The following is a 22,857-nucleotide window of genomic DNA, read 5'->3' on the forward strand; positions in this document are numbered from 1 at the left end:
CCCGCCGGTCCTGCGGCCCGAGACCGATCCGGAGACCGGGCGCGCCGAGCTGACCGTACGGACGCGTCCCGTCCGTATCCCTTTGCACTCGCAGCTTCCCCCGTCCCTGATGTGGGCCTACGAGGGGGAGGTCCCCGGGCCGACCATCGAGGTGCGGCGCGGCACCCGGCTGCGGGTGTCCTGGGCCAACGGGCTGAGCGGCCCGTATCCGCTGATCAAGGTGGAGACGCGGGTGCCGGCGAACGTCATGCGCCCGGGCTTCGACCCGGCGGCGGACGACTTCGACCGCAAGGTGGCCGCGCTGCCGCCCTGGACGGTGGTGCACCTGCACGGTGCGCGCACCGGCGGCGGCAACGACGGCTGGACCGACAACGCGGTGCCGCCGGGCGAGACCCAGCTCTCCGAATACCTCAACGACCAGGCGGCCTGCACGCTCTGGTACCACGACCACGCCATGAACATCACCGCGCTGAACGTGATGACGGGCCTGGCCGGCATGTACTGGATACGCGACGAGGAGGAGGCGGCGCTCGGCCTGCCGGACGGCGTCCACGAGATCCCGCTCGTCCTGTGCGACCGCAACGTGGACACCGACTGGGAGGGCCGCCCGACCGGCCTGCTGATGCACAAGGTCCTGCGGGACGACCAGGACGTGCCCCGGCCCTTCTTCGGTCCGTACAACGTCGTCAACGGCGTCGTCCAGCCGCACCTCGACGTGGCCGCGCGCTGGTACCGCTTCCGGATGGTCAACGGCTCCAACGCGCGCTTCTTCACCCTGCGCCTGTGCCACGAGGACGGGACGCCGGTGGACCGGGAGCTGGTCGACCGGGCGTTCCACCAGATCGGTACGGACAGCGGGCTGCTGCCCGAACCGGAGCCGCTGCCGGAGCGGGGCCTGACCCTGGCGCCCGGCGAACGCGCCGACGTGCTGGCCGACTTCTCCGTCCTGCGGGGCCTGCGCGTGCACTGGGCCGATGCCGCCACCAACCCGCCCGGACCGGCGCCCTCCCCCGAGGTGCTCCAGTTCCGGGTCGCGGACGAGGCGGCGGACGACCCGTTCACGCTGCCCGCGCACCTGAGCCCGTCGTACGTACGGCTCAGCCACGCCACGGCCCCGGACCACGAGCACCGGTGGATCGTGCTGACCCCGCCGGCCGCGACCGGCATGCCGATGATGTGGGAGATGGAGACCGTCGAGGACGCCTCGGCGGTGGAGATCCCCAGCGACGGCATCGTGCAGGTGCGGATGCCGGGGCGGCCGCTGCTGACGCTGCGCCGGGTCGCGGAGACATTCAACGACACCACGACGATCATGGCGCGCGAGGGCGGCTGGGAGCAGTGGAACGTCCTGAACCTGGGCGGCCCCGTGCACCCCTTCCACATCCACCTGATCCGCTTCCAGGAGACCCGGCGGCAGAACTACGACGCCCGCGGTTTCCAGCGGCTCCTCAACGGCGACGGCACGGTGCGCGGCTACGGCACCGTCACGCCCGTCACCTTCACCGGGGAGCTGCCCGCCACCGGCGCCGACCGCGGCTGGAAGGACACCGTACGGGTCGGCGACACCACGCCGGCGCCCGCCGGGTCCGGCCAACTGGTCTCCGTACTGGGGCAGTTCGACGGCGGGTCGGGCCGCTACATGTACCACTGCCACATCCTCGAACACGAGGACGAGGCGATGATGCGGCCGTTCACGGTCATGCCCGGGCCGGTGATGGACATGCACCCCGGCATGGCGGGCGGCGATCACGGCAACGGCCACGGCTCCGGCCCGGGGCACGGAGGTCACACGTCATGACTCCCTTCGACCCGCCCCGGCCGAACCGTTCCACCCCCGCCCCTGAGGAGCGAACCACCATGACCACCCCGATCACCGTCCCGGAAACCCCCCGCATCCGTCACCGCGACGGACGCCGGGTGCGCCCCACCGGCGGCCAGACCCGCGTCCTGGCGGCGGAGAGCCCGGCCCAGCTGGCCGAGCGGCTGCCGCTGACCTACCACGCGGCGCACACCGCCCTGACCGCCCGGCACGACATCGTGCGGGTCCTCGACGGCCGGGACGACCGGCTGCTCGCCATCGTCGGGCCGTGCTCCGTGCACGACCGCGCGGCCGCCCTGGACTACGCCGCCCGGCTGCGGGACACGGCCGCCGCCCTGGCGGACGACCTGCTCGTGGTGATGCGGGTCTACGTCGAGAAGCCGCGCTCCTGCCTCGGCTGGCCCGGCCTGGTCGGCGACCCCGGCCTGGACGGCGGCGCCGACCTCGGCCGCGGCCTGGCCGAGGCCCGGTCCCTGATGCTCGACATCGCCGAGACCGGGCTGCCGGTGGCCTGCGAATGGGTCAACCCGGTCACCTCGGCCTATCTGTCCGACGTCGTCGCCTGGGGCTGCGTCGGGGCCCGTACGGCGGCGAGCCAGGTGCACCGCGACCTGGTCAGCGGCCTGCCGATGCCCGTCGGCATCAAGAACGGCACGGACGGCTCGGTCCAGGTCGCGGTCGACGGCGTACGGGCCGCCGCCGCGCCGCACACCTTCCTCGGCGCGTCCGGCGCCGGTCCTGTGGCGCTGCTGCGCACCAGCGGCAACCCGGACTGCCACGTCGTCCTGCGCGGCGGCGCGGACGGCCCCAACTACGGCGCGGCGCACGTCCGCCGGGCCGCCGGGCTGCTGACCGACGCCGGACTGCCCGCCCGGGTGCTGGTGGACGCCAGCCACGGCAACAGCGGCAAGCAGCACGAGCGGCAGCACGCGGTCGTCGAAGATCTCGCGGTGCGCGTCGCCGACGGCGACACCGCGGTGCGCGGGGTGCTCCTGGAGAGCTTCCTCGTACCCGGGCGGCAGGACCCCGGCGGCCCGTCGCTGGTCTTCGGACAGAGCGTCACCGACGCGTGCATCGGCTGGAGCGGCACCGCCCAGCTGCTGCGGGAGCTGGCCGGCGCGGCTCGCGCCCGCCGCCACACCTCCTGCCCCCGCCCCCGCCGGGTGGCGGACCCCGATTCCGCCGCCCTCATGGAAAGGACCTGACCGTGTTCACCCCCCTGCGGTACCCCAGTACCGAACGCCCCCTGCCGGACGGTTGCGCGAGCACCGGCGACCGGTCCCCCGGCCGGCCGGCTCCGCGGCCCTTCGACCTCGGGGACGTGGCCCGGTTCGCCAGTCCGCTGGCCCGGATGCTGCTCGCCAGCGACGGACTGACCACCACCCTGCTGGAGTCCGCGCTCGCCACTCCCCTGCGGCTGCGCGTACTGCACCAGGGCACGGCGCCCGCCGCCGCGCAGGACGCGCTGACCCGCCGTTGTCTGAGCCTGGGCCGCGACGAACAGGTCCTGGTTCGCCGCTCCGCGCTGGCGGACGCCGCGCTGACGCCCGTCTCACTCAACACCGTCGTCGGCCTCGTCCCGGACGACCCGGCGCTGGCCGCGTGCCTCACCAGCCCCCGTACACCGATCGGTTACGGGCTGCGGGCCACCGGCGCCATGCGCACCCGGCGGCTGGTCGAGGTGGGGGTGGCCGGGTGGGAGCAGGACGGGCGCATCCGGCCGGCCGTGTTCAAGTCGTATGTGGTGCTCGACGGCGAGCGGCCCTGGCTGTTCATCCGGGAGCTGTTCAATCCGCGGCTGGTGCCCGCCGGACTCGCGGACGACAGGCGGGCGGACGATGCGCGGTCGGACAGCCGACGGGGCGGTCCGGCGCCGGGCGGCGAACCGGCTCCCCTAGGGCCGCAGCCGGTCGTCGTCCCGGCACCGCCGCCGCGGCAGCGGCTGCTGGGCCGCCCGCGTCCGCTCACCGAGGAGATCCAGACCACCGGGCCCGCCGCCGAGCCGCACCGCGCGCTGGCCCCGACGGCGGACGGCGAAGCCTTCCTCCTGCACCTCGGACGCCATGCGACCGGGGCGCTGACGACGGCGGCAGCCGGGCTGGTCCACTACGCGGCCGGTGTGCCCGTCACCGTCGTCACCGGCGGGCATCCGCCGCCGGGCGTGCTGCCGCGCGAGGCGCGGTGGATCGCCGAGGAGTACCGCGCTTCGGCCGGCTCCCCCGCCTGGCTGGGCGACTTCCCCCAGCTGATGACGTTCCTCGACGCCTGCCCGCCCACCCTCGCGGGCCAGGTCCACTGGACGGCCGACGGCGAGCGCGTACCGCGCCCCGGCGCCGTGGCCGGGTTGCGCCCGCGGCCCGGCTGCCATCCCCGCGAGGTCGCCGCGCGCTGTGCGGCGCTCAATCCCGGCCGCGTGCCGGGACGGCTCGTACTGGCCGTACGGCTCGCCCCGGACCGGATGCTGACCGAACTGCCCGCGCTGATCGAGGCGGTGGCCTGCACCGGCACGCCGGTCACGTGGGTCTGCGCGCCCCGGCCCGGCGGTGGCACGGCGGCGGCCGAGGTCGGCACCTTCTTCGACACCCACTACTCGGTGGGCAGCCGGCCGGGCGGCCTGCTGCTGGACGAGTACGGCCGTACCCCTACCGAGGTGCTGCGGACGGTGCACGCCGCCGCGGACGCCTGGCGGCCTGCCGTCTGACCTTCCTCCGCCCACACACAGCGAAAGCGAGCCCGCCATGTTCTCCCACCACCACCCCGACATCGCCCTCATCGACGAACAGGGCCCCCTCACCCGCCGCGCGCTGCGCGCCGCCGTCACCGACCGGGCCACCGAGCTGTTCGCAACCGGCCTGCGCCCCGGTGACCGGGCAGTGATCTTCCGCCCCAACGGCCGCGCGTGGGTGGTCGATTACCTCGCACTGGCGGAGCTGGGCGCCGTGAGCGTCCCGCTGAACGCCGCCTCCGCGCCGGACGAGATCCGCCACGCGGCCCACGACAGCGGCTCCGTCCTCATCCTCACCGCGAACGGCCCCAGCCCGCCGCCACCCGGGCCACCGCACTCCCCCGCCACCGACTTCACCGCCATCGCGACCCTCGCCTACACCTCCGGCACCACAGGCCGCCCCAAAGGCGCGCTCCAGTCCCAGGAGGCGGTCCGGCTCGGCGGCGAGAACATCGCGCGGCGCCTCGCGCTGGGTCCCGGCGACACGGTGCTCAGCCCGCTGCCACTGGCGCACACGTACGGCACCAACGTCCTGAACGCCGCACTGTGCGCCGGGGCGGCCCTCGTCCTCCTCACCCGCTTCACCGAGGACGCGGTCGCCGGGGCGCTGCGCCGTCACCGGCCCTCCGTGCTGGCCGGGGTGCCGACGATGTACCGCAGGCTGCTGGCCTGCGCGGACCTGCCGCTGGAGTCGGTGCGCTGTTCGCTCTCCGCGGGCCAGCCGGCCGGGGAACAGCTCGCCCGCGACTGGCAGGACCGGTCCGGCGCCGTCTTCGCCGAGGGCTGGGGCATGACCGAACTGGCCGGACTGGCCTCGCTCACCCCGGCCGACGACCCCCGCCACCCGGGCACGTCGGGGCCGCCCGTGCCGGACGCCCGGGTCCGTACGGGCGAGGACGGCGAACTGCTGGTCCGGGCGCCCTTCGTGACCTCCGGCTACCTGGGCTCCCCCGAGTCCACCGCGCGGGTCCTGATGCCCGGCGGCGAGCTGCGCACCGGGGACGTCGGCGAGGTGACGGCCGACGGCGGGGTCACCGTGCTGGACCGGCTCAAGGACGTGATCCTGTGCGGGGGTTACACGGTCTACCCGGCCGAGGTGGAGCGGGTGATCGCCGCCCATCCGTCCGTGGCGGCGGTCGCCGTCACCGCCATGCCGGACGCGGTACGCGGCGAGTCGCCGCGCGCCTGGATCGCGACCGCGCCCGGCCGGGCCGCCGACGAGGCCGCCATCCTCGCCCACTGCCGGGCGCACCTGGCCCCGTACAAGATCCCCCGCCGTACGACGTTCCTGCCCGAACTCCCCACCACCGCCGGCGGCAAGGTCGCCCGCGGGCGGCTGCCCCGTTAGGCAGCGGCTCTCAGGAGGCCGTCATGGACACCATCCCGACATCCGTCATCGTCGTGGGCGCCGGTCCGGTCGGGCTGGCCACCGCCCTGCTGCTGCGGACGCGCGGCCTGTCCGTCACCGTCCTGGAGGCGGCGGCCGAGCACGCGCCCCGGCCCGGCAGCCGGGCGATCTTCCTGCACCGGCAGTCGCTGGCCACGCTCGCCGCCGCCGACCCGGTACTGGGCGCCGAACTGGTCGGCAACGGGCTCATCTGGGGCGCGCGGCGCACGAGTTACGCGGGCCGGGAGGTCCACCACCGTGCGTACACCCCGCCGCCGCCGGACCGTGCGCCTTTCTCCAGCCTTCCGCAACCGGTCATGGAGGAGCTGCTGCGGGCGGCCTGCCGTCGCGCGGGCGCGGAGCTGCGCTGGGAGACGCCGGTCACCGGCGTCACCGTGTCGACCGACGGTGTGCGGGTCGGCACTCCGGAGGGCGGGCTCAGGGCCGCGTACGCCGTCGGCTGCGACGGCGCCCGGTCCGCCGTACGGCAGGCCATCGGCGTACGGCTGAACGGGCCGCGTTCCCCGCACGCGTTCCTCGTGCTCGACCTCGCGGACGACCCCGGGCACCCGCTGCCGCAGGAGCGCGCCTTCCACTACCTGGATCCGCGCATGGCCGGACGCAACGTGCTGACCGTGCCGTTCCGCGGCGGGCTGCGGGTGGATGTGCAGTGCCGGCCCGACGACGATCCCGACGCGCTCGGCGAGGCCGCGGCCGACTGGCTGCCCGGCCTGCTGCCGGAGGGACACGCCTGCTCCGTGACCTGGTCCTCGCACTACCGCTTCCAGCAGGTGGTCGCCGACCGGCTCACCGACGCGTACGGCCGGGTGCTGCTCGCCGGGGAGGCGGGGCACCTCTTCGCCCCGTTCGGCGCGCGCGGCCTGAACTCGGGCATCGCCGACGCGGCGGCGGCCACGGCCGCGCTGTCCACCGGCGACGTTTCCGGTTACGCGCACGCCCGCCACCGGGCCGCGCTCCTCAACCGCCGCGCCGCCGGACGGGCCCTGACCCACCTCACCGCCCCCACACCCTGGCACCGCGCCGCCCAGCGGCTGGCCGCCGCCGCTGCGCTCTGTTCGGACCGCGCCGGGCGGTGGCTGGACTCCGCCCCGTACGGCCCGCGCGACGCCGGAATTCCCGGGAGCCGCTACTGAGGAGGGCGTTACTGAGGAGGACCCGCCCCCTTCGGCCCTACCCCTTGACCAAGCCGACCTGATCGATTGATTTTCGATAGAAACCGATCGAGAATCGATGCATGCATCGTTTCCTCATCGCCACACTCCAGGTCGGCATCGGCGCGGCGTTCCTGATCGGCCTCTTCGGCCAGTGCGTGGTCATCCCGGCGACGGCGGCCGACGAGGTGGCCGGGTTCCCGCCGTACGCGCCGTACGCGGTGCCCTACTCGGCGGTGGCGATCGCCGTCGTCGCCTGCGTCCAGGTCGCGCTCGTCGCCCTGTGGATGCTGCTCACCATGGTCGAGCGCGACGCGATCTTCACAGAGCGGGCCTTCCGGTGGGTCGATGTCATCATCGGGGCCTCGGCGGTGGCGACACTGCTGGCGCTCGGCGTCACGGGACACCTCGCCGTGGCCGAGATCCCCTCCCCCGAGGACGGCATGGACGTCGTCGGCGCGCTGGCCGCCACGGGCGCGGTCACCGTCGTCGGCGCCGCGTTCGCGATGCTCGTCGTCGTCATGCGGGGCCTGCTGCGCAAGGCGACGCAGCTGCGGGCCGAGATGGCCGAGGTCATCTGATGGCGATCGTCGTCGACCTCGACGTCCAGCTCGCCAGAAGCCGCATGTCGGTCGGCGAGTTCGCGGAGGCCGTCGGCATCACGCCCGCCAACATCGCCGTACTGAAGAACGGCCGCGCCAAGGCGGTGCGTTTCACGACGCTCGACGCGATCTGCCGCACGCTCGGCTGCCAGCCCGGGGACGTGCTGCGCTGGGTGCCGGACGAGGAGGAAGAGGGCGGGTAGGCGGTACGCGGCGCACCTCAACGGCCCCACGTCCCTCCCCCGTACCGCCCGCTCCTGAAACCCTTGCGCGCCCCGGGAATTGCTGCATCCTGGTCCTTCACGACGGTGACCACAGGGGGGACACGGGTGCAGTCCCGACGTGATCTGATGATCCGCACGTTCGTCGGGCAGCGGCTCGTCCGGGCCCGCGGCGGGCACGCCCGGCATCCCGTTCTGCTCCTGCTCGGGCCCCGCGGCAGCGGCAAGACCGCGCTGGCGGGCCACCTGGAGAACTGGGGCCGCAGCGCGCCGATGGCCGCCCTGGACCTGGCGGCGCTCGACGACGGCGCGCACCACCCGGTGGACGTCCTGGCCCGTATCGCCTTCCAGCTCAACGCGCGCCGCCCCGACTTCCCGCCGCTGGCGCTGCCGTCCTTCGCCGTCCTGCTGATGGCGCTGTCGGCCGAGGCCGACCCGGAGAGCCGGGACGCCGCCCTGGGGCAGATGCGCGAGGCCCTGCGTGCCGGCCGCGCGGAGGACCATTCGCTGGAGGTGCTGCGGGACCTGGTGACGTCGGTCGGCGTGCCGGTGGGGCTGCCCGGCTGGTCGGCGGCGATCGTGCCGCTGATACAGGGCTGGCAGCGGGCCCGGGTGTGGTGGCGGTTGCACCGGCGGCTGGGCCGGGTCCCGCGCGGCGGCTCACGCGCCCAGCTGCCCGCTGACGTGCTCGTCGAACTCAACCAGCACTTCCGGCACGGCACGGCGGCCCAGCGTGAACGGGCCGAGTCGGTTCTGTTGCAGGCCTTCCTCGCCGACCTCCAGGGCGCGTACACGAAGCACGGCGGCGACCGCGCCCGCACGCTGCGCTGCCTGGTACTGCTGGACAACGCCGACAGTGAGCTGGGGGACGCGTTCCTCCAGGCGCTGGTCGAGGCGCGGGCCGCCGCTCCGGGACAGCCGGACCCGCTGGTGGTCGTGGCGTGTGCGCGCCGTCCCCCGGAAGTGCTGCGGCAGTTGGAGCTGGGGCCCCGGCCGCTCGGCGGTTATCTGGAGTGCTGGCAGCCGCCGGAGCGGGAGGACGGGCCGGAGCTGTTCGTGCCGCGGGTGGTGACCCGGCCCGGCGGCGGTGCCCGGCTGGAGGTGGCGCAGCTGCGCCCGCTGGACCGGGCCGAGGTGCAGGAGCAGGCAGGTCCGTATGTGAAGCGGATGCCGTCGGCGGCGCTGGCGGGTCTCACGCATCCGGTGGCGTGGCTCGGCCGTACGGTCCACGAGCTGACGCGGGGCCATCCGGCTGCCACCCGCATCGTGCTGGAGGCGCTGGAGGATTTCGCGCCGGAGGTGCCGTGCGGGCGGCGGCTGCGCATGGTGATGGCGCCGGAAGGTCCCCACTCCGTGGCGGACGCGCTGCTGGACCTGCTGCTCCAGGACGTGCCGCAGGAGCTGCGCGACGCCCTGCCGCGCGCTGCCGCGGCCGTCACTCTCGGGCAGGCCGCGAGCGCCGGTGACCTATGGCGGCAGGGTGACGCCCCGCCTCGGCTGCTGCGCCGCCTGGCCCACGACGACCAGCACGCCGAGCGGATCACCTTCGACGGCCACCAGCACAGCGCCCTCCCGGACATCGTCCGCAGGCTGCTGCTCGGCAGGCTGTCGCTGGCTCCGGCGCCGCCGGACGGCACCTCGCCGTGGGACGCGGCCCACGCCGTCCTGGGCGCCGCCGCCGAGTCGGGGCGCGTGGGCGCGTACCACCAACTGGCGGGCGGTGACGTCCAGGGCGCCGCGGCCTATCTGCACGACCGGTTCCTCGCCGTGTGCGGGGGTGGCGGCTCGGCGCAGGCGTGGTGCGAGGAGCTGTCCTGGATTCAGCGCGCGCCGCGCCGCTGGGAGCCGGAGGCGCAGGGCCGTTCGGCGGGCGCGGAGTTCCAGCACCGGATCGCGCGGACGCCGGGCCCGCATGACCTGGTGATGGTCACCCGTCTGCTGGTCGCCGGGTGGATCACCACCCATCCGGCGACCGACCCGTACGCGGCGCTGTGGTCCGACCCGCTGGGCGATCCGGCGGCCGCACTGCACCCGAAGATTGTCGATGCACTCCAGATGCTGAGCGGCCGGCTGAGCGACGAGACGGACCACGACGTGCTGTGGCAGCGGGCGGCAGCCTATGAGAGGAAGCCCTGGTGAGCGTGGGATGAGTGACGACGAACACCTCGCGGTCCCGCGGCCGCGGCCCCGCTGGTGGCTGCGGGCCGCCGTCGCCCTGATCACCGCGGTCGCGCTGGCCGCGGGCGGGTACTGGCTCTACGACTCGGTGTTCGTACGGTGTGCCGACGGCGTGCGCGAGCAGGGGCTGCGCGGCGAGTGCGTGGGCGTGACCGACGGCTCATATGTGTTCGACGCCGCGCTGCGGGACATCTCGGGGCAGATCCAGGCCGAGAACCGGCGGGTGGCGAAGTCCGGCAGGCCCTGGGTGTCGGTGGCCTACCTCCAGCCGATGACGCCGGGCCCCGACGACAAGGGGCGCGACATCATCCGGCGGGAGCTGGAGGGCGCGTATCTGGCCCAGCGCGAGCTGAACGACCCGCGGCGCGGCGGGCGCGGCGACTCGCCGCAGATCAAGCTGCTGCTGGCGAACAGCGGTGCCGGCTCGGAGCAGTGGCGGCCGCTGGTCGACCAGCTCAAGGAGATGAAGGACGGCGACCGGCACCTGGTCGCGGTGGCCGGGCTCGGGCAGAGCCGGCAGACGACACAGGACGCGATCGACGCCCTGCGGGCCGCCGGCATTCCCATGATGGGCTCGACGGTGACCGCCGACGCCATCAACCGGCCGGGGCAGACCGGGTTCTGGCGGGTGGCGCCGCCCAACGCCGACCAGGCGTCGGCGGTGGTGCGCCATCTGCGGGCGCTGCAGAAGCGGGCCGGTCAGCGGCCCTACCGGGTGACGACCATCAAGGACCGCAGCGAGCAGGACACCTACAGCGCGTCCCTGAACCGGGGCTTCACGGCGGCCGCCGCGCGCCAGGGCCTGAAGCTGACCGACATGGGGCTGGCCTACAGTTCGGCCGACCGCGCCACCGCCAACGCCTTCTCCGCGCTCGCCGACCGGGTGTGCACCGACCCGCCGGACGCGGTGTACTTCGCGGGCCGCGGGCGGGCGCTGCGCGGCTTCATCGAGGCGATGGCCGCCGCCGGGCGGCGCTGCCCCACCTCGGTGTACACCGGTGACGACGTGGTGGGCGTCTTCGACGTACCGGAGAGCTACGAGGCGCGCCAGGCGTTCCGGAAGGTCTGGGAGCGCAGCCGGCTGACCGTGCACCACACCGTACTGGCCCACCCCGACCAGTGGCTCACCACCTATCCGGGCGACGGGAACCCGCTGCCGGAGTTCCGCGACGCCTACCGCAAGGACATCCGCCGCACGGTCGGCGAACTGTCCGACGGGCAGGCCATCATGGGCCACGACGCCCTGCTCACCCTCGGCGTGGCCATCCGGGCCGGTGCCGACCGGCAGGGCAGCGGCCCGGTGACCACCAGCAGCACCCGCCAGATGCTGTTCCTGATCGGCGGCAGCAAGCCGGTGTACGGGGTCAGCGGGCCGATCCGGTTCGACGAGCACGGTGACCCGGAGGGCAAGCCGCTGGCGCTGGTCGAGCTGAAGCCGGCCGGCTCGTACGCCTTCCGGCAGGTGGTGTGGCCGTAGGTTCCCCGGCTGTCCTCAGAGCCCGTTTCTGAGCCCCTCGTCCGGGTCTTCGGGCGGGGCTAGGCTGGCGGTGTGGCCAAGGTCAACGGGCGGGCACAGGGTCGGCGTTGTCCGGGCTGTGGTGACTGGCTGAGGCCGGGTGCCGGGCCGCGGGCGGTTTTCTGTTCGGATGTGTGTCGTGCCAGGCAGTGGCGCCGTTTGCGGCGGGTGCGGTTGCGGACGGCTGCGTCGGAGGGGGGCGAGGGCCGGAGGGTCTGCCCGGTGTGTTCGGCGGTGTGGGTGGCCGGGGTGGATCTTCGCAGCAACGCGGTGTACTGCTCGGCGCGGTGCCGGCGCAGGGCGTGGGCGGCGCGGGCGGAAGCGTACGCTCAAGCGTCCGGATAAACGCTTGGGCGTACGGGAGTTTGCTCCGGTCACGGTGGTGTGGCAGAAGCTTTGCGGAGCGCTTGCCGGTGCTCCATACGCTGGGGCGTGCGCCCTTTCCCGGAGGGCCGGCCGCCGGATTCTGCCGGTGACGGGCGGGCCGGGTCCAGTGCACGGCCGTTGAAGGGGCTGTGTCCGGCCTGCCGCGGAGGTGGGCGTGATGCCGGAGGCCGACAGGATCGGGCAGGTCAGCCGGGAGCGCTACGAACAGACCATTGCCGCTGACCGCAAGGCGGTCGCGTCGATGGGCGGGGGCGCGTTCAGCATCGGCGACCACGCGCTGGAGATCGAGCCGATGCGCCCGCACGGCGGGTCGGTGGCACTGGACCAGGATGAGATCAGCGTGCGGGAGTCGCTGCGGATCCACGCCAATGACATCGGGTTGACATTGAGTACGATCAGGACGTACCGCTACACGGCCTTCCGTTTCCCGCCCGAGCACCGGCGGGCCGGCGTCTCCTTCAAGGTCCACGCGATCCTGGCGGTGATCGCCGATGACGCCGAGCGGTACGCGGCGATCGCCGATCCGCCCTGGGACGAGAGCGCGGGCTGCTGCCGCTGGACCACCGACAGCGCCAAGAAGCGCGTGGGCCGGCGGCCGGAGAAGCCGGAGACGGTGGGGCAGAAGGTCGACGCCATCCACGACCTGGCGGTGGATGACGAGGTGGCCGCGAAGGTGGCGTCCGATGTGCTGCGCCGGCCGGCGGTGGCGGCGAAGGTGATGGCCGACGATTCGGGCCCGGCACATCGTCAATAAAGCTCAGGCCGCCCAGCACCGGGTCGAGCTCGTCCACGACCTGACCGCGGACGACACGGTGGCGGCCAAGGTCGCCTCCGATGTGCTGCGCCGGCCGGAGGTCGCCGCCCGGGTCGTCGCCGACGACACCGCCCGGCACCTGGTCAACAAGGCCCAGCAGGACCGCACCCGGCAGAAGGCCGAGTCCTTCCGCCGCACCTCGCCCGTCGGGCGGATGGTGCGCAAGATCGAGCGCAGTGAGGAGTTCCTGGAGCTGCTGACCGCCTGCCACCGGTTCGTCATGGCCTGCACGCAGGCGGTGCCGAAGCTGCGCGGCCGGCGCCTGAGCGAGGACGAGCAGGCAGTACTCGCGGAAAAGATCACGCGCTGCCGGGCCACGCTCGACTGGATCGAGACGGCGGCCGCGACCGGCGAGGTCGACATGGACGAGGAACTGGCGAACCTGCTGCGGGGTGAATGACCGATGCCCAAGCGCTCCCCTGTGGCGGAGCGCCGCGCCGAGCTGATCCGCACCGCCCTGCTGGGGGTCGCGCCCGGCGGCATGACGCTCATGCGGCTGGCGGGCGCCTGTGAACTGAGCCGGTGGCAGACCAGGCGGGCCCTGGCCGCGCTGAAAGACATATGCGCACAAAACCATTGGCCGACCCTGACCTGGACCCGTGACCTGGGATATCACTTCTGTGGCAACGAGGACGAACTGGAGCTGTGGGAGCAGGCGTGGCTGGATGCGAAGCTGGTCCAGTTCGGCCGGGCGCTGACCAGCGTGATCGGCCCGCACCTGGAGCTGTTCCCGCAGAGCCTGTGGGCCATCTATCTCAAGGACCAGGTCAGGGCGGTCGAGTCGGCGCTGGCGCTGGCCGCCGAGCAGCTGGCTGCCCGCAGGCGGCGCTGACCGGCCCGCCTCCCCCTTTCCCGCCGGGACGCTCCAGCATGGAAAAGGAGGCCGGGCCCGGCCCGGGCGTCCCTCCCCACGCCCAGGGCCGGGCCTTGGACTTGCTGTGACGCGTCCTTCCCGCTACCCCTCCGACATGTCGGACGCCGAATGGAACCTGATCCGCCCTCTGCTGCCGGTCCCGGCGAGCCAGACCCCAAGGGGCGGGCGGCCGGAGAAGTGGCCGCGCCGGGACATCGTCAATGGCATACGCTATCTGGTTGATACCAGCATCAAATGGCGCGCAATGCCCGCCGACTTCCCGCCTTGACGCACGATCTACGGCTTCGCCCGCCGGTGGGCTGCCACCGGCGTTCTCGGCGTCATCCGCGACCAGTTGCGCCGCCGCATCCGCCTGGCCGCGGGCAAGGCTCCCAATACCGCCTCGGTGCTGATCGATGCCCAGACGGTCAAGGCGTCCGAGACCGTCTCGAAGGCCACCCGGGGTTACGACGGCGGCAAGATCATCAATGGGAGGAAACGGCACCTGATCTGTGACCACCGCGGCCTGGTGCTGATGGTGATGGTCACCCCCGCCGACGTCCAGGACTCCCTGATCGCCCACGACATGCTGCTGCGGCTCGCGCTGCTGCACCCGGAGGTCGCCATCGTCTGGGCGGATTCCGCCTACGCCAAGAACCAGCTGGTGCCCTGGGCGAAGCAGTACCTCGACATCACCGTGAAAACAGTACGGCGCCCGCCCGGCGCCAGGAGGTTTGTCGTGCAACCACGCCGCTGGGCCGTGGAGCGCACGTGGTCGTGGATCTTGCGGGCCCGCCGCCACTGCCGCGACCACGAACGGCTGCCCGAGATGAGCGAAGCACTGATCACCTGGGCCTGCATCACCCTGATGACCCGGCGCCTGACCCGCCGCACGAGCCGTCCCGCCGAACGCCGCGACGCCCCCCACGGCTACGTGATGCTCCAGGCTGCCTGATCACCCTGGTCCCGCCTCCGGCCCGTGCTCTTGGTCCTTCCCCGCCGGGCGCATCCGCTCCAGCCAGGCGAGCCCCTTCACAATCTGCGCGGGCGACAGTCCCGTCTCCTGTTCCAGCAGCCGCGGAGGGACGCCCTCGGGATGCTCTACCACCGAACGGGCGATCTTGCCTGCCCACAGTTCCTCGTTGACGAACGGCCGCTACCGTTCCTGGATCTTGTCCAGGCACTCCTGCGAGCACAGCATCACCATCCGCGTGCCGTCATTCTTCGGGTCCTCATAGATCGCCGAGGAGTCCGGCAGCACCGTCAGCAGAGGGTCGTCGCCGTCGAACAGGTCCGGCTCAATGGCCTTCCCGCACTCGTCGCAGTCGATCAGGCACACGAAATGTCGTCGTCCTCGTCAACCCACTCGTCATCCGGTAATTCGGGATCGTCCATGCCCGGTCCCTACCCCACACACGGGATCGGCAGCAGCCCGGAGGCGAACCTGCGGCCCGCCAGCGGCGACTCCCCGGCTGCTGTGTCGAACCAAGGGAAGCCGTCTGCCTGCGGGTTACCCAGCAAAGGGCAGCCCCAGCTGCCCTGCCGGGCGGCGGCACGGACAAGTGGGCACCCGCTCAGCCACCGCCCGGCGGCACGGCATCTTTCCGCAGCGCGACGGCGCACAGCAAGGGCTCACACGCCGCCCCTGCACACCCAGAGCCCGGCCCTCACAGCTGGACGATGGCTTGCCCGGTGTTCTTTCCCGTGCTCAGGCCCTGGAGTGCTTGATAGGCGTTTTCGATGTGGTGGGTGACGGTGACAGGGCAGGTGAGCGCCCGGGTGGTCAGCCATCGGGTCATGACGGCGGGGAAGTCGGGGAAGCGGGCGGTGTAGTCGAAGACTTTGACGCCGGTGATGTGGAGGGCCTTGCCGATGGCCAGGGGAAGGTTGTCGGGCCAGCGGATGTGTGCTTGGGCGTACTGGGAGTGCAGGCCGCACAGCAGGATGCGTCCGCGGGGACGCAGGGCGTCGAGGGCGGCCGCGAGGTGGTCGCCGCCGACGTTGTCGAAGTAGACGTCGATGCCGTCGGGGGCCGCAGCGCGGAGTTGGCCCGCGATGTCGCCTTGTGTGTAGTCGATGGCGGTGTCGAAGCCGAGGGTGTCGGTGAGGAGGCGGGCCTTGTCGGGGGTGCCGGTGCTGCCGACGACGCGGGTGGCGCCTTGGAGGCGGGCTATCTGGCCGGCGAGGCAGCCGACCGCGCCGGCCGCGGCGGAGACGAAGACGGTGTCGCCGTCGGTGAGGTGGCCGCCGTCCATGAGGGCGCCGTAGGCGGTGAGGCCGTTGAGGCCGAGCGGGCCGAGGTGGGCGGTCGGGTCCAGGCCGGTGTCGGGGAGTTTCTCCACGGCGGTGGCGTCGGCGACGGCGTGGGTGCGCCAGCCCAGGCGGTGGCGGACCAGGTCGCCGGGGGCGATGTGGTCGGCGCGGGAGGCGAGGATTTCGCCGATTGCGGGCCCTGTCATGGCCTCTCCGACGGCGTACGGGAGCCAGAACGCGGTGGGGTTGAGGGGGCCGCGCACGCCGCAGTACTGGGCGAGGGGGGTGGGCAGCATCTGGCCGAGCATGGCGCTGTGCACCGACATATGGGTGTTCCTGATCAGCACCTGCCCGTCGCCGAGGGGCGGCAGTGGGCGCTGCTCCAGGCGGACGTGTTCGTCGCCGGCCAGGCTCTCGGGGCGGTGGTCGAGGATCCACGCGCTGGTGTGGGTCGGCAGGCCGGCCGCCGGCTCACCGTGGGAGCGGACGGCGCGAGGCGTCGCGGAGCCGGTGCCGTCCTGTGACGGTGGTGTCTGTGCCCGGTGCTGTTCGGGCCCGCCCGGCGGCTGGGGGGCTGGTGTGCCGTCCGGCGTGGACTCGACGCGGACGGGTGGACTCGCTTCGGGCATCTCTGTGGGGCTGGTGGAGCCGGTTGTGGTGCGTGGCAGGTGGTCGGTGAGGTAGTCGGCCAGTGTGGTGAGGGTGGCCTGAGCCCGCAGGACCGTGCGGGGCAGGGGGACGCCCAGGGTCTGCTGGAGGCGGTTGCGGAGCCGGACGGTGATGAGAGAGTCGACGCCCAGTCCGGTCAGTGGGGTGTCGGCGTCGATGCGGCCGGGTGGGCAGTCCAGAAGCGCGGCGGTCTGCCGGATGAGGAGATCCTTTACCATCCGGCCTCGTTGACCGGGGGATGCCTGCCGCAGGGTTTCCGCCGGCATCCCCCGGTCGCTGTCGCCGACTGCGCGGGCAGGGGACGCGGCCGGCAGCAGGGGAGCGAGGAGGGGGGCGGTCGCGGCGGCCGGGTAGGGCTCCAGCCAGCGGTCGATGTCGAGGGCGACGAAGCCGGCGCTGGTGCGGGCGTGGGTGAGGAGCAGTTCGAGGCCGGCCAGGGCGTCGTCGACGGGAATGGTGGTGAAGCCTTGTTTGCCGAGGGTACGGGCGCCGATGCCGGCGCCGGCCCAGGCTCCCCAGTTGATCCCGGTGGCAGGCAGTCCGTCGGCCGCGCGGTAGGCGATGAGGGCGTCGAGCCAGGCGGAGGCGGAGGCATAGGCGGTCTGCCCCGGCGAGCCGAGGAGGGGGACGAAGGAGGAGAAGGCCACCCACCAGTCGAGGCGGTAGCCGGTACTGGCCTGGTGCAGCAGCCAGGCGCCGTGGGCTTTGGGCCGCCAGACCCGTTGCAGCAGGTCGGGGGTGATCCGGGCGACGGTGGCGTCCTCGACGACGGCTGCGGCGTGGATGATGCCGCGCAGAGCGTGGCCGTGGCGTTCGGCGGTGCGCAGCAGGTGCTCGGCCGTACCTGTTTCGGCGAGGTCGGCGGTCACGACCTCGATGTGCGTACCTTTCCGGCGCATCGTGTCGATGGCGTCCCTAGTCTGGCGGCTGGGCTGGGAGCGGCTGTTGAGGACGATGGTGCCCGCGCCTTTGCCGGCCAGCCACTGGCACAGGACCATGCCGAGTCCGCCGAGTCCGCCGCTGATCACATACGCGCTCCCGGTGCGCACGACGGGGACCTGCTCGGGCGGGAGACAGGCGGTGACGGTGCCGGTGGGCCATCGGTGGGCGCGTGGCCGGTCGGTGTCCTGACGGCGGCCGAGAGCGCTCAGCGGCAGCCGGGTGACGGGCAGCGGGGGCAGTGTGTTGTCGGCCAGGCCGTCCGCGATGCGCGACAGCAGGTCCGCGACCGTGTCGGGGGCGGCTGCCGCCAGGGCGCCGGTGTCCACGGTGTACGTTCCGGTGTTGCCGGTGGTGTCCTGTGCCAGGGTGAGGCGAGGCGTGGTGGTGAGAAGCCGTCCGGCTGGTGCGAGGAGACGGCCGAGGCGGGGATCGGGTTCCGCGGTGGTGTCGACGATGACGTCCCAGCAACCGCCGCGCCTGAGGGCGGATGTGGCCGAAGCAGCCGTGCGCGCGCGGGCCCGGGCGGCGGACGCCGTGTGCCGGAGCGCCTTGTTCAGTGGCCGCGTGCCGACGGTGAGGACCCGCTCGCCGGGGCGGATACGGGCGAGGTGGTGCAGGGCGTAGTGGGCGGTCAGGTAGGGCAGGAGCGAGCACGCCGCTGCGGCGGCGTCCAGGTGGCCGGGCACAGGCACGCACCAGTTCGCGTCGGTGCGGACGGGGTTGGCCGGGGCCTCTTCCCTCACCAGGGCGGCGACCTGCTGTCCGGCGGCCAGGGCGCGGGTGTGTGAGGTGCTCACGGTGCCGGCGCAGGCGTGGACCGGTGGTCCGGCGGTGCGCAGTGCGGGCCGGCAGGTGGTGCGCACGGTAAGGACAACCTGGCGCCGTTGAAGTCGGCCCGGGGACTCGGCGACGGTGTAGGCGAGGGTGGGGCCGCTGCCGTCGGCCCGCACGGGGTCCTTGCCGATGATGCGGCTGGTGGTGTGCCGCTCGGTGGGGGCCAGCGGGGCCGGGGCCAGGCGGGCGACGTACCGCTGTCCTTTGCGCCAGGCCACCTCATCCTCGGGGTCCTCGGCCAGCAACTGGGTGGCGATCTTCTCGGCCGGGGTGGAGGTGTCGGTGTCGTACAGACTGGGGCACAGCTCGGGATACTCGTAAGTCAGGGTGCGCAGGGCTCCGCGCAGTCCGGCATGCCCCAGGGCGATCAGGCGGCCGTCGCCGGGAACGGCCTGGCCGTGGTGGCTGAGCAGATGCAGGCGGGCCGTGGTGTCGCCGGCGCTCAGGGCCTGGACGGTGCTGATGAGCCGGGCGGTGCGTCGTTCGGCCCGCGCCACCGCGCCGGCCTCCGGCTGCCTGCCGGTGTCGGGTTCCAGGAGCAGCAGGACGTCGGTGACGGGGTCCGCACCGCCGCGAAGTGCCGCGGTCAGGCGTGGGCCGGCAGGCGTTCGGTCGTCCAGGGGCAGGGTGAACCGTTGGACGCAGACGTGGGGGCGGCGGAGAGCGGCCAGGAGGTTGCGGTGCCACGGGTGCGGGCTCGCCGTCTCCGTGAGGACCAGCCACGTGCTGGGGGACGGACGGGACGGGGCGGCCAGTGGCCGGGGTTCCCAGCGGTGCCGGATGAGGTGGCTTTGAAGACGGTCGGCACGCGAGGAGCGGGGGGTGTGGGCGAAGCGGACGTTCTCGGCGTAGGCGACCGGCATCCCGCCTGCATCCAGCAGTCGCACGTCGCCGGTGACCGTGTGCTCGTCGAGCCGGTGGGCGCGCGCGTGGCAGTAGATGCCGGTGGCGGTGTCGCCGCATACGCGCAGTTCGCCGATGCCCAGCGGGTGGGCGTTGCCTTCGGGCAGGTCCACGGCGGTCGTCCACACCGCGACGAGGGTTTGCAGGCATCCGTCCAGCAGTGCCGGGTGCCAGTGGAAGGCACCGGTGCCGGCGCGGGCCGGATCGGGGATGCTCACGCGGGCCAGCGCGGCGTGGCGGCCGTCTTCGTCGCACAGCCGCAGGGACCGGATGGTGTGGAAGGCCGGCCCGTACCTGACGTCGCAGCTGGTGGCCCACCGGTCGCGGAGGGCCCGGACGTCCGCCTCCCTCGGGCAGGAGCGCAGCAGCTCCTCCAAAGGGACAGGCCCGGGCGGGTTGCCGGCGCGGGCGAGCGTGGCGCCGGCGAGCTGCTCGAACCGCCCGTCGTCGGCCGCCTGTATCCGCCATGCGCAGCTCGCGCCGTCCTGGACCGTGGCGGAGGAGGTCAGCTGGAGACCGGCCCGGTCCAGGGCGAGGAAGGAGTCGAAGGACACGTCCAGCGCACGCACCTTGTCGATCGGCGCGTCGAGGACCTGCGCGGCGGCGGCCAGCGCCATCTCGCACCAGGCCGCGCCGGGCATCACCGCCATCCCGGTGGCGTGATGGTCCTTGAGCCAGTTGGTCAGCTCCGCGTCGAGGGCGGCGTGCCACAGGTGACGGCGCGGGTGAGCGGGATCGGTGAGGTGGGTGCCCAGCAGCGGATGCCCCGGGGCCCCACCGCCTGCGGCCCCGTGGCCGCGGGTCAGTTCCGATGGTGCGATCCAGTGGTGCCGCAGATCCCATGCGGTGCCCGGGACGTCCGCCAGCCGACCCTGGTCGTAGGTCCGCTCCCACGGTATGGGCAGGCCGGTGCAGTGCAGGGCAGCCAGGTGGAAGGCGACGTCCAGTACTTCGTCACGGTCGCGTCGCAGGGTGGGGATGACGGCCGCGTCGCCGGCGCCGCTCGCCTCCAGGGTCGCGGTCACGGCCGCGGCCAGCAGCGGATGGGCGTTTATCTCAAGGAAGGTGCGGTGACCGTCGGCGGCCGCGGCCTCGACTGCCGAGGCGAAGCGCACCACGTTGCGCTGGTTGTCCGCCCAGTAGCCGCCGTCCAGCATCCCGGGGGACCGCGGGTCCTGGGTGACGGTGCTGTAGAACGTGCAGGACGGCGCCTGCGGCCGGAGGCCGGCGAGCCGTTCGCGCAGCGTGCCGAGGATGGGGTCCATCTGGGCGGAGTGGGAGGCCACCTCCACCGCCACGCGGGCCGCCTCGACGTCACCGCGTTCTTCCCACTGGCGCAGCAGGGCATCGACCCGGGCCGCGCCGCCGGAGATCACGGTGGTGTCCGGGGAGGCGATGACCGCGACGCCCACCGTGTCGTCGCCCGTGGCCTGAAGGACCCGGGCGAGCTGGTCGGCCGGCAGTCGCACCACAGCCATCGCCCCGCCGCTGACACTGCTGAGCAGCTGTGAGCGACGGCAGATGACCTTCACCCCGTCCTCGACGCTCAACGCCCCGGCGGCGACGGCGGCGGCGACTTCGCCCATCGAGTGGCCGATGACCGCGGCCGGCTCCACCCCTCGCGCACGCCACATGGCCGTCAGCGCCACCTGGAGGGCGAAGAGTGTCGGCTGCACACGCTCCATGCCCGACACCACCGTCTTGGCCGCCAAAACCTCCCGCACACTGAAGCCGCTCTCCGCCCGCACCAGCGGCTCCACCTTGTCCAGGGCCGCGGTGAACGCCTCGTCCCGGCCGATCAGCCGCCGGCCCATCCGGGCCCACTGCGAGCCGTGGCCGGAATAGACGAACACCACTTCCTCCGCCCGCGGGCGGGCCCGGCTCTGCGCGACACCCTCGCTCTGCTCACCGCCCGCCAACCGCCGCAGCCGGGCGGCCAGCTCCTGCCTGCCGCAGGCCACCACACCGGCCCGGTATGCGCCGTGCGAGCGCCGCACCGCCAGTGTGTAGGCGACGTCCCGCAGCGGTACTGCGGCCCCATCGCCTTCGACCCATCCGGCCAGGCGCCCGGCGGCCTGCCGCAACGCGGCCGGCGAGCCGGCGCTCAGCAGGAAGATGTCCGCGGCGGCCCCGGCCGGACGGCGTTGGGAAGCGGGCTGGGGCAGGCGGCGTCCGGCAGGTGCCTCTTCGACGATCACATGGGCGTTCGTGCCACCCACACCGTAGGAGGAGACCCCGGCGAAGCGGGGACGGCCGGACACGGGCCAGTCCACCGTCTCGGTCGGCACGAACAGCCGGCAGCCGCCGGAGTCGATCCGCGAACTGAACCGGGTGAAGTGCAAGCTGGCCGGCACCCGGCCCTGCCGCAGGCTCACGATGGCCTTCAGCAGCCCGACCACTCCTGAGGCCGGCTCGGTGTGCCCGATGTTCGTCTTGACCGACCCGATCGCACACCGCTCCCGCCCCGCTCCGTAGACCTCCTTGAGAGAGGCGAACTCCAGCGGATCGCCGACCGGGGTGCCCGTGCCGTGCGCCTCCACCATCCCCACGCGCGACGCCTCCACCCCCGCACGCCGCAGTGCCATGGCGAACACCGCCGCCTGCGCCCGCGAGGACGGCACGGTCAACTGATCGGAGTGGCCGTCCTGGTTGACCGCGGAACCGCGCAGCACCGCCAGCACCCGGTCACCGTCGCGCTCGGCGTCAGCCAGGAGCTTGAGGACCACCACCCCGCACCCCTCGGCACGCAGGTATCCGTCGGCATCCTGGTCGAAGGCCCGGCAGCGCCCGGTGGGCGAGAACATCTCCCACCGGGCCGAGGAGGCACTGACCTCCGGCCCCAGCGCGGCCGAAACACCGGCCGCCACCACCAGCGGGCATTCGCCCGCCCGCAGGGCCTGGCAGGCCAGGTGCACGGCGACCAGCGACGACGAGCAACCGGTGTCCACGGCCAGGCTGGGGCCGTGCAGGTCCAGCAGGTACGACAGCCGCCCCACGCCCACCCCCGGCAGACCGCCGGAGAACCAGTACGGATCCGAGTCCTGGGGCCGGCGATGGCCCCTCAGCAGGTTGTCCACCGAGTACAGGCCCGCGAACACACCCGCGTGCGAGCCCCGCAGCTCCTGCATCGGAATCCCGGCGTTCTCCAGCGCTTCCCAGGCCACCATCAGCAGCAGGCGGTGCTGCGGGTCCAGCCAGGCCGCCTCCCGCCCCGACATCCCGAACGCCTGCGGGTCAAACGCGCCAATATCCCCGGCAAGCCAGCCACCGAACCGCATCGGAGCCGCCACCCGGTCCGGCAACGCCCGCCCCAGCACCCGCGCATCCCACCGATCAGCCGGCACCGGCCCAACGGTTTCCCGCTTTTCCTCCAGAAGCCGCCACAGCGCAGCGAGGGAATCCACACCCCCCGGCAACCGGCATCCCGCACCGATCACGGCAACCGGCTCCGCCACCCGATCCCCGGCAGAAGAAAAGACAGTCACAGTCCGAACCCCGCTCCAAACGAACGCTTGCAGCCCGGTGCGGCCGCTGGCACACGGCCGACGCCCGCCCCGGGACATACAGCAGCCGGCAAGACCC

14 protein-coding genes and 1 pseudogene are annotated in these 22,857 nt (G+C 73.3%); 13 read left to right on the top strand and 2 right to left on the bottom strand.

Translation table 11 applies throughout. The annotated features are described in order from the left end of the window. The 13 genes and pseudogenes from ADK86_RS21525 to ADK86_RS21580 form a co-directional block, all read left to right on the top strand. A partial coding sequence (locus ADK86_RS21525) for a multicopper oxidase family protein (protein WP_053698050.1) occupies positions 1-1,798 on the top strand: 1,798 nt, incomplete at its 5' end. Between the two features lie 59 nt (positions 1,799-1,857). After that, positions 1,858-3,024 carry a 3-deoxy-7-phosphoheptulonate synthase gene (locus ADK86_RS21530; RefSeq protein WP_078952165.1) on the top strand — a complete coding sequence of 389 codons (1,167 nt, stop codon included), beginning with the start codon at positions 1,858-1,860 and terminating at the stop codon, positions 3,022-3,024. Positions 3,025-3,026: 2 nt separating this feature from the next. Continuing rightward, a complete protein-coding gene (locus tag ADK86_RS21535; RefSeq protein ID WP_053698051.1) occupies positions 3,027-4,520 on the top strand; it encodes a 3-deoxy-7-phosphoheptulonate synthase in 1,494 nt (497 codons plus the stop codon). A gap of 37 nt (positions 4,521-4,557) precedes the next feature. Beyond that, on the top strand, positions 4,558-5,892 hold the full coding sequence (locus tag ADK86_RS21540; protein ID WP_053698052.1) for a class I adenylate-forming enzyme family protein: 1,335 nt from the start codon (positions 4,558-4,560) through the stop codon (positions 5,890-5,892). 23 nt (positions 5,893-5,915) lie between these two features. After that, entirely contained in the window at positions 5,916-7,085 is a 1,170-nt protein-coding gene (locus ADK86_RS21545) for an FAD-dependent oxidoreductase (protein ID WP_053698053.1), read from the top strand. A gap of 101 nt (positions 7,086-7,186) precedes the next feature. Further along, entirely contained in the window at positions 7,187-7,684 is a 498-nt protein-coding gene (locus ADK86_RS21550; RefSeq protein WP_053698054.1) for a DUF2975 domain-containing protein, read from the top strand. Beyond that, positions 7,684-7,908, top strand: a complete 225-nt coding sequence (locus ADK86_RS21555; RefSeq protein ID WP_003984612.1) for a helix-turn-helix domain-containing protein — start codon at positions 7,684-7,686, stop codon at positions 7,906-7,908. The genes ADK86_RS21550 and ADK86_RS21555 overlap by 1 nt, the downstream gene beginning before the upstream one ends. 126 nt (positions 7,909-8,034) lie before the next feature. Next, the gene (locus tag ADK86_RS21560; protein ID WP_159393908.1) at positions 8,035-10,065 is read left to right on the top strand and encodes an ATP-binding protein; all 2,031 of its coding nucleotides are present in this window, start codon (positions 8,035-8,037) and stop codon (positions 10,063-10,065) included. 7 nt (positions 10,066-10,072) lie between these two features. Beyond that, on the top strand, positions 10,073-11,581 hold the full coding sequence (locus ADK86_RS21565; protein ID WP_053698056.1) for an ABC transporter substrate-binding protein: 1,509 nt from the start codon (positions 10,073-10,075) through the stop codon (positions 11,579-11,581). A gap of 583 nt (positions 11,582-12,164) precedes the next feature. After that, entirely contained in the window at positions 12,165-12,761 is a 597-nt protein-coding gene (locus ADK86_RS45230) for a DUF6192 family protein (protein WP_063789051.1), read from the top strand. Between the two features lie 40 nt (positions 12,762-12,801). Further along, positions 12,802-13,221 carry a DUF6192 family protein gene (locus ADK86_RS45235; protein WP_267888804.1) on the top strand — a complete coding sequence of 140 codons (420 nt, stop codon included), beginning with the start codon at positions 12,802-12,804 and terminating at the stop codon, positions 13,219-13,221. 3 nt (positions 13,222-13,224) lie between these two features. After that, complete coding sequence (locus tag ADK86_RS21575) at positions 13,225-13,653, top strand: hypothetical protein (RefSeq protein WP_053698057.1); 429 nt, start codon at positions 13,225-13,227, stop codon at positions 13,651-13,653. A 136-nt stretch (positions 13,654-13,789) separates the two neighbouring features. Further along, positions 13,790-14,563, top strand: a pseudogene (locus ADK86_RS21580) (IS5 family transposase); the annotation flags it as partial. A gap of 267 nt (positions 14,564-14,830) precedes the next feature. Here ADK86_RS21580 and ADK86_RS21585 read toward each other — a convergent pair. Both ADK86_RS21585 and ADK86_RS21590 read right to left on the bottom strand, forming a co-directional pair. After that, positions 14,831-15,013 (bottom strand): hypothetical protein, encoded by a 183-nt coding sequence (locus tag ADK86_RS21585; RefSeq protein ID WP_053698059.1) that lies wholly within the window; start codon positions 15,011-15,013, stop codon positions 14,831-14,833. Positions 15,014-15,341: 328 nt separating this feature from the next. Then, positions 15,342-22,838, bottom strand: coding sequence for a type I polyketide synthase (locus ADK86_RS21590; protein WP_078952168.1), 7,497 nt, complete (start codon positions 22,836-22,838; stop codon positions 15,342-15,344). Positions 22,839-22,857 lie beyond the last annotated feature (19 nt).

It is taken from the genome of Streptomyces sp. NRRL F-5755 (assembly GCF_001279365.1).
GTDB lineage: Bacteria > Actinomycetota > Actinomycetes > Streptomycetales > Streptomycetaceae > Streptomyces > Streptomyces rimosus.

Coding starts and splice junctions, on each gene's coding strand:
- ADK86_RS21530 (WP_078952165.1), top strand. CDS start 1,858: ATGACCACCCCGATCACCGTCCCGGAAACCCCCCGCATCCGTCACCGC.
- ADK86_RS21540 (WP_053698052.1), top strand. CDS start 4,558: ATGTTCTCCCACCACCACCCCGACATCGCCCTCATCGACGAACAGGGC.
- ADK86_RS21545 (WP_053698053.1), top strand. CDS start 5,916: ATGGACACCATCCCGACATCCGTCATCGTCGTGGGCGCCGGTCCGGTC.
- ADK86_RS21550 (WP_053698054.1), top strand. CDS start 7,187: ATGCATCGTTTCCTCATCGCCACACTCCAGGTCGGCATCGGCGCGGCG.
- ADK86_RS21555 (WP_003984612.1), top strand. CDS start 7,684: ATGGCGATCGTCGTCGACCTCGACGTCCAGCTCGCCAGAAGCCGCATG.
- ADK86_RS21565 (WP_053698056.1), top strand. CDS start 10,073: ATGAGTGACGACGAACACCTCGCGGTCCCGCGGCCGCGGCCCCGCTGG.
- ADK86_RS45230 (WP_063789051.1), top strand. CDS start 12,165: ATGCCGGAGGCCGACAGGATCGGGCAGGTCAGCCGGGAGCGCTACGAA.
- ADK86_RS21575 (WP_053698057.1), top strand. CDS start 13,225: ATGCCCAAGCGCTCCCCTGTGGCGGAGCGCCGCGCCGAGCTGATCCGC.
- ADK86_RS21590 (WP_078952168.1), bottom strand. CDS start 22,838: ATGTCCCGGGGCGGGCGTCGGCCGTGTGCCAGCGGCCGCACCGGGCTG.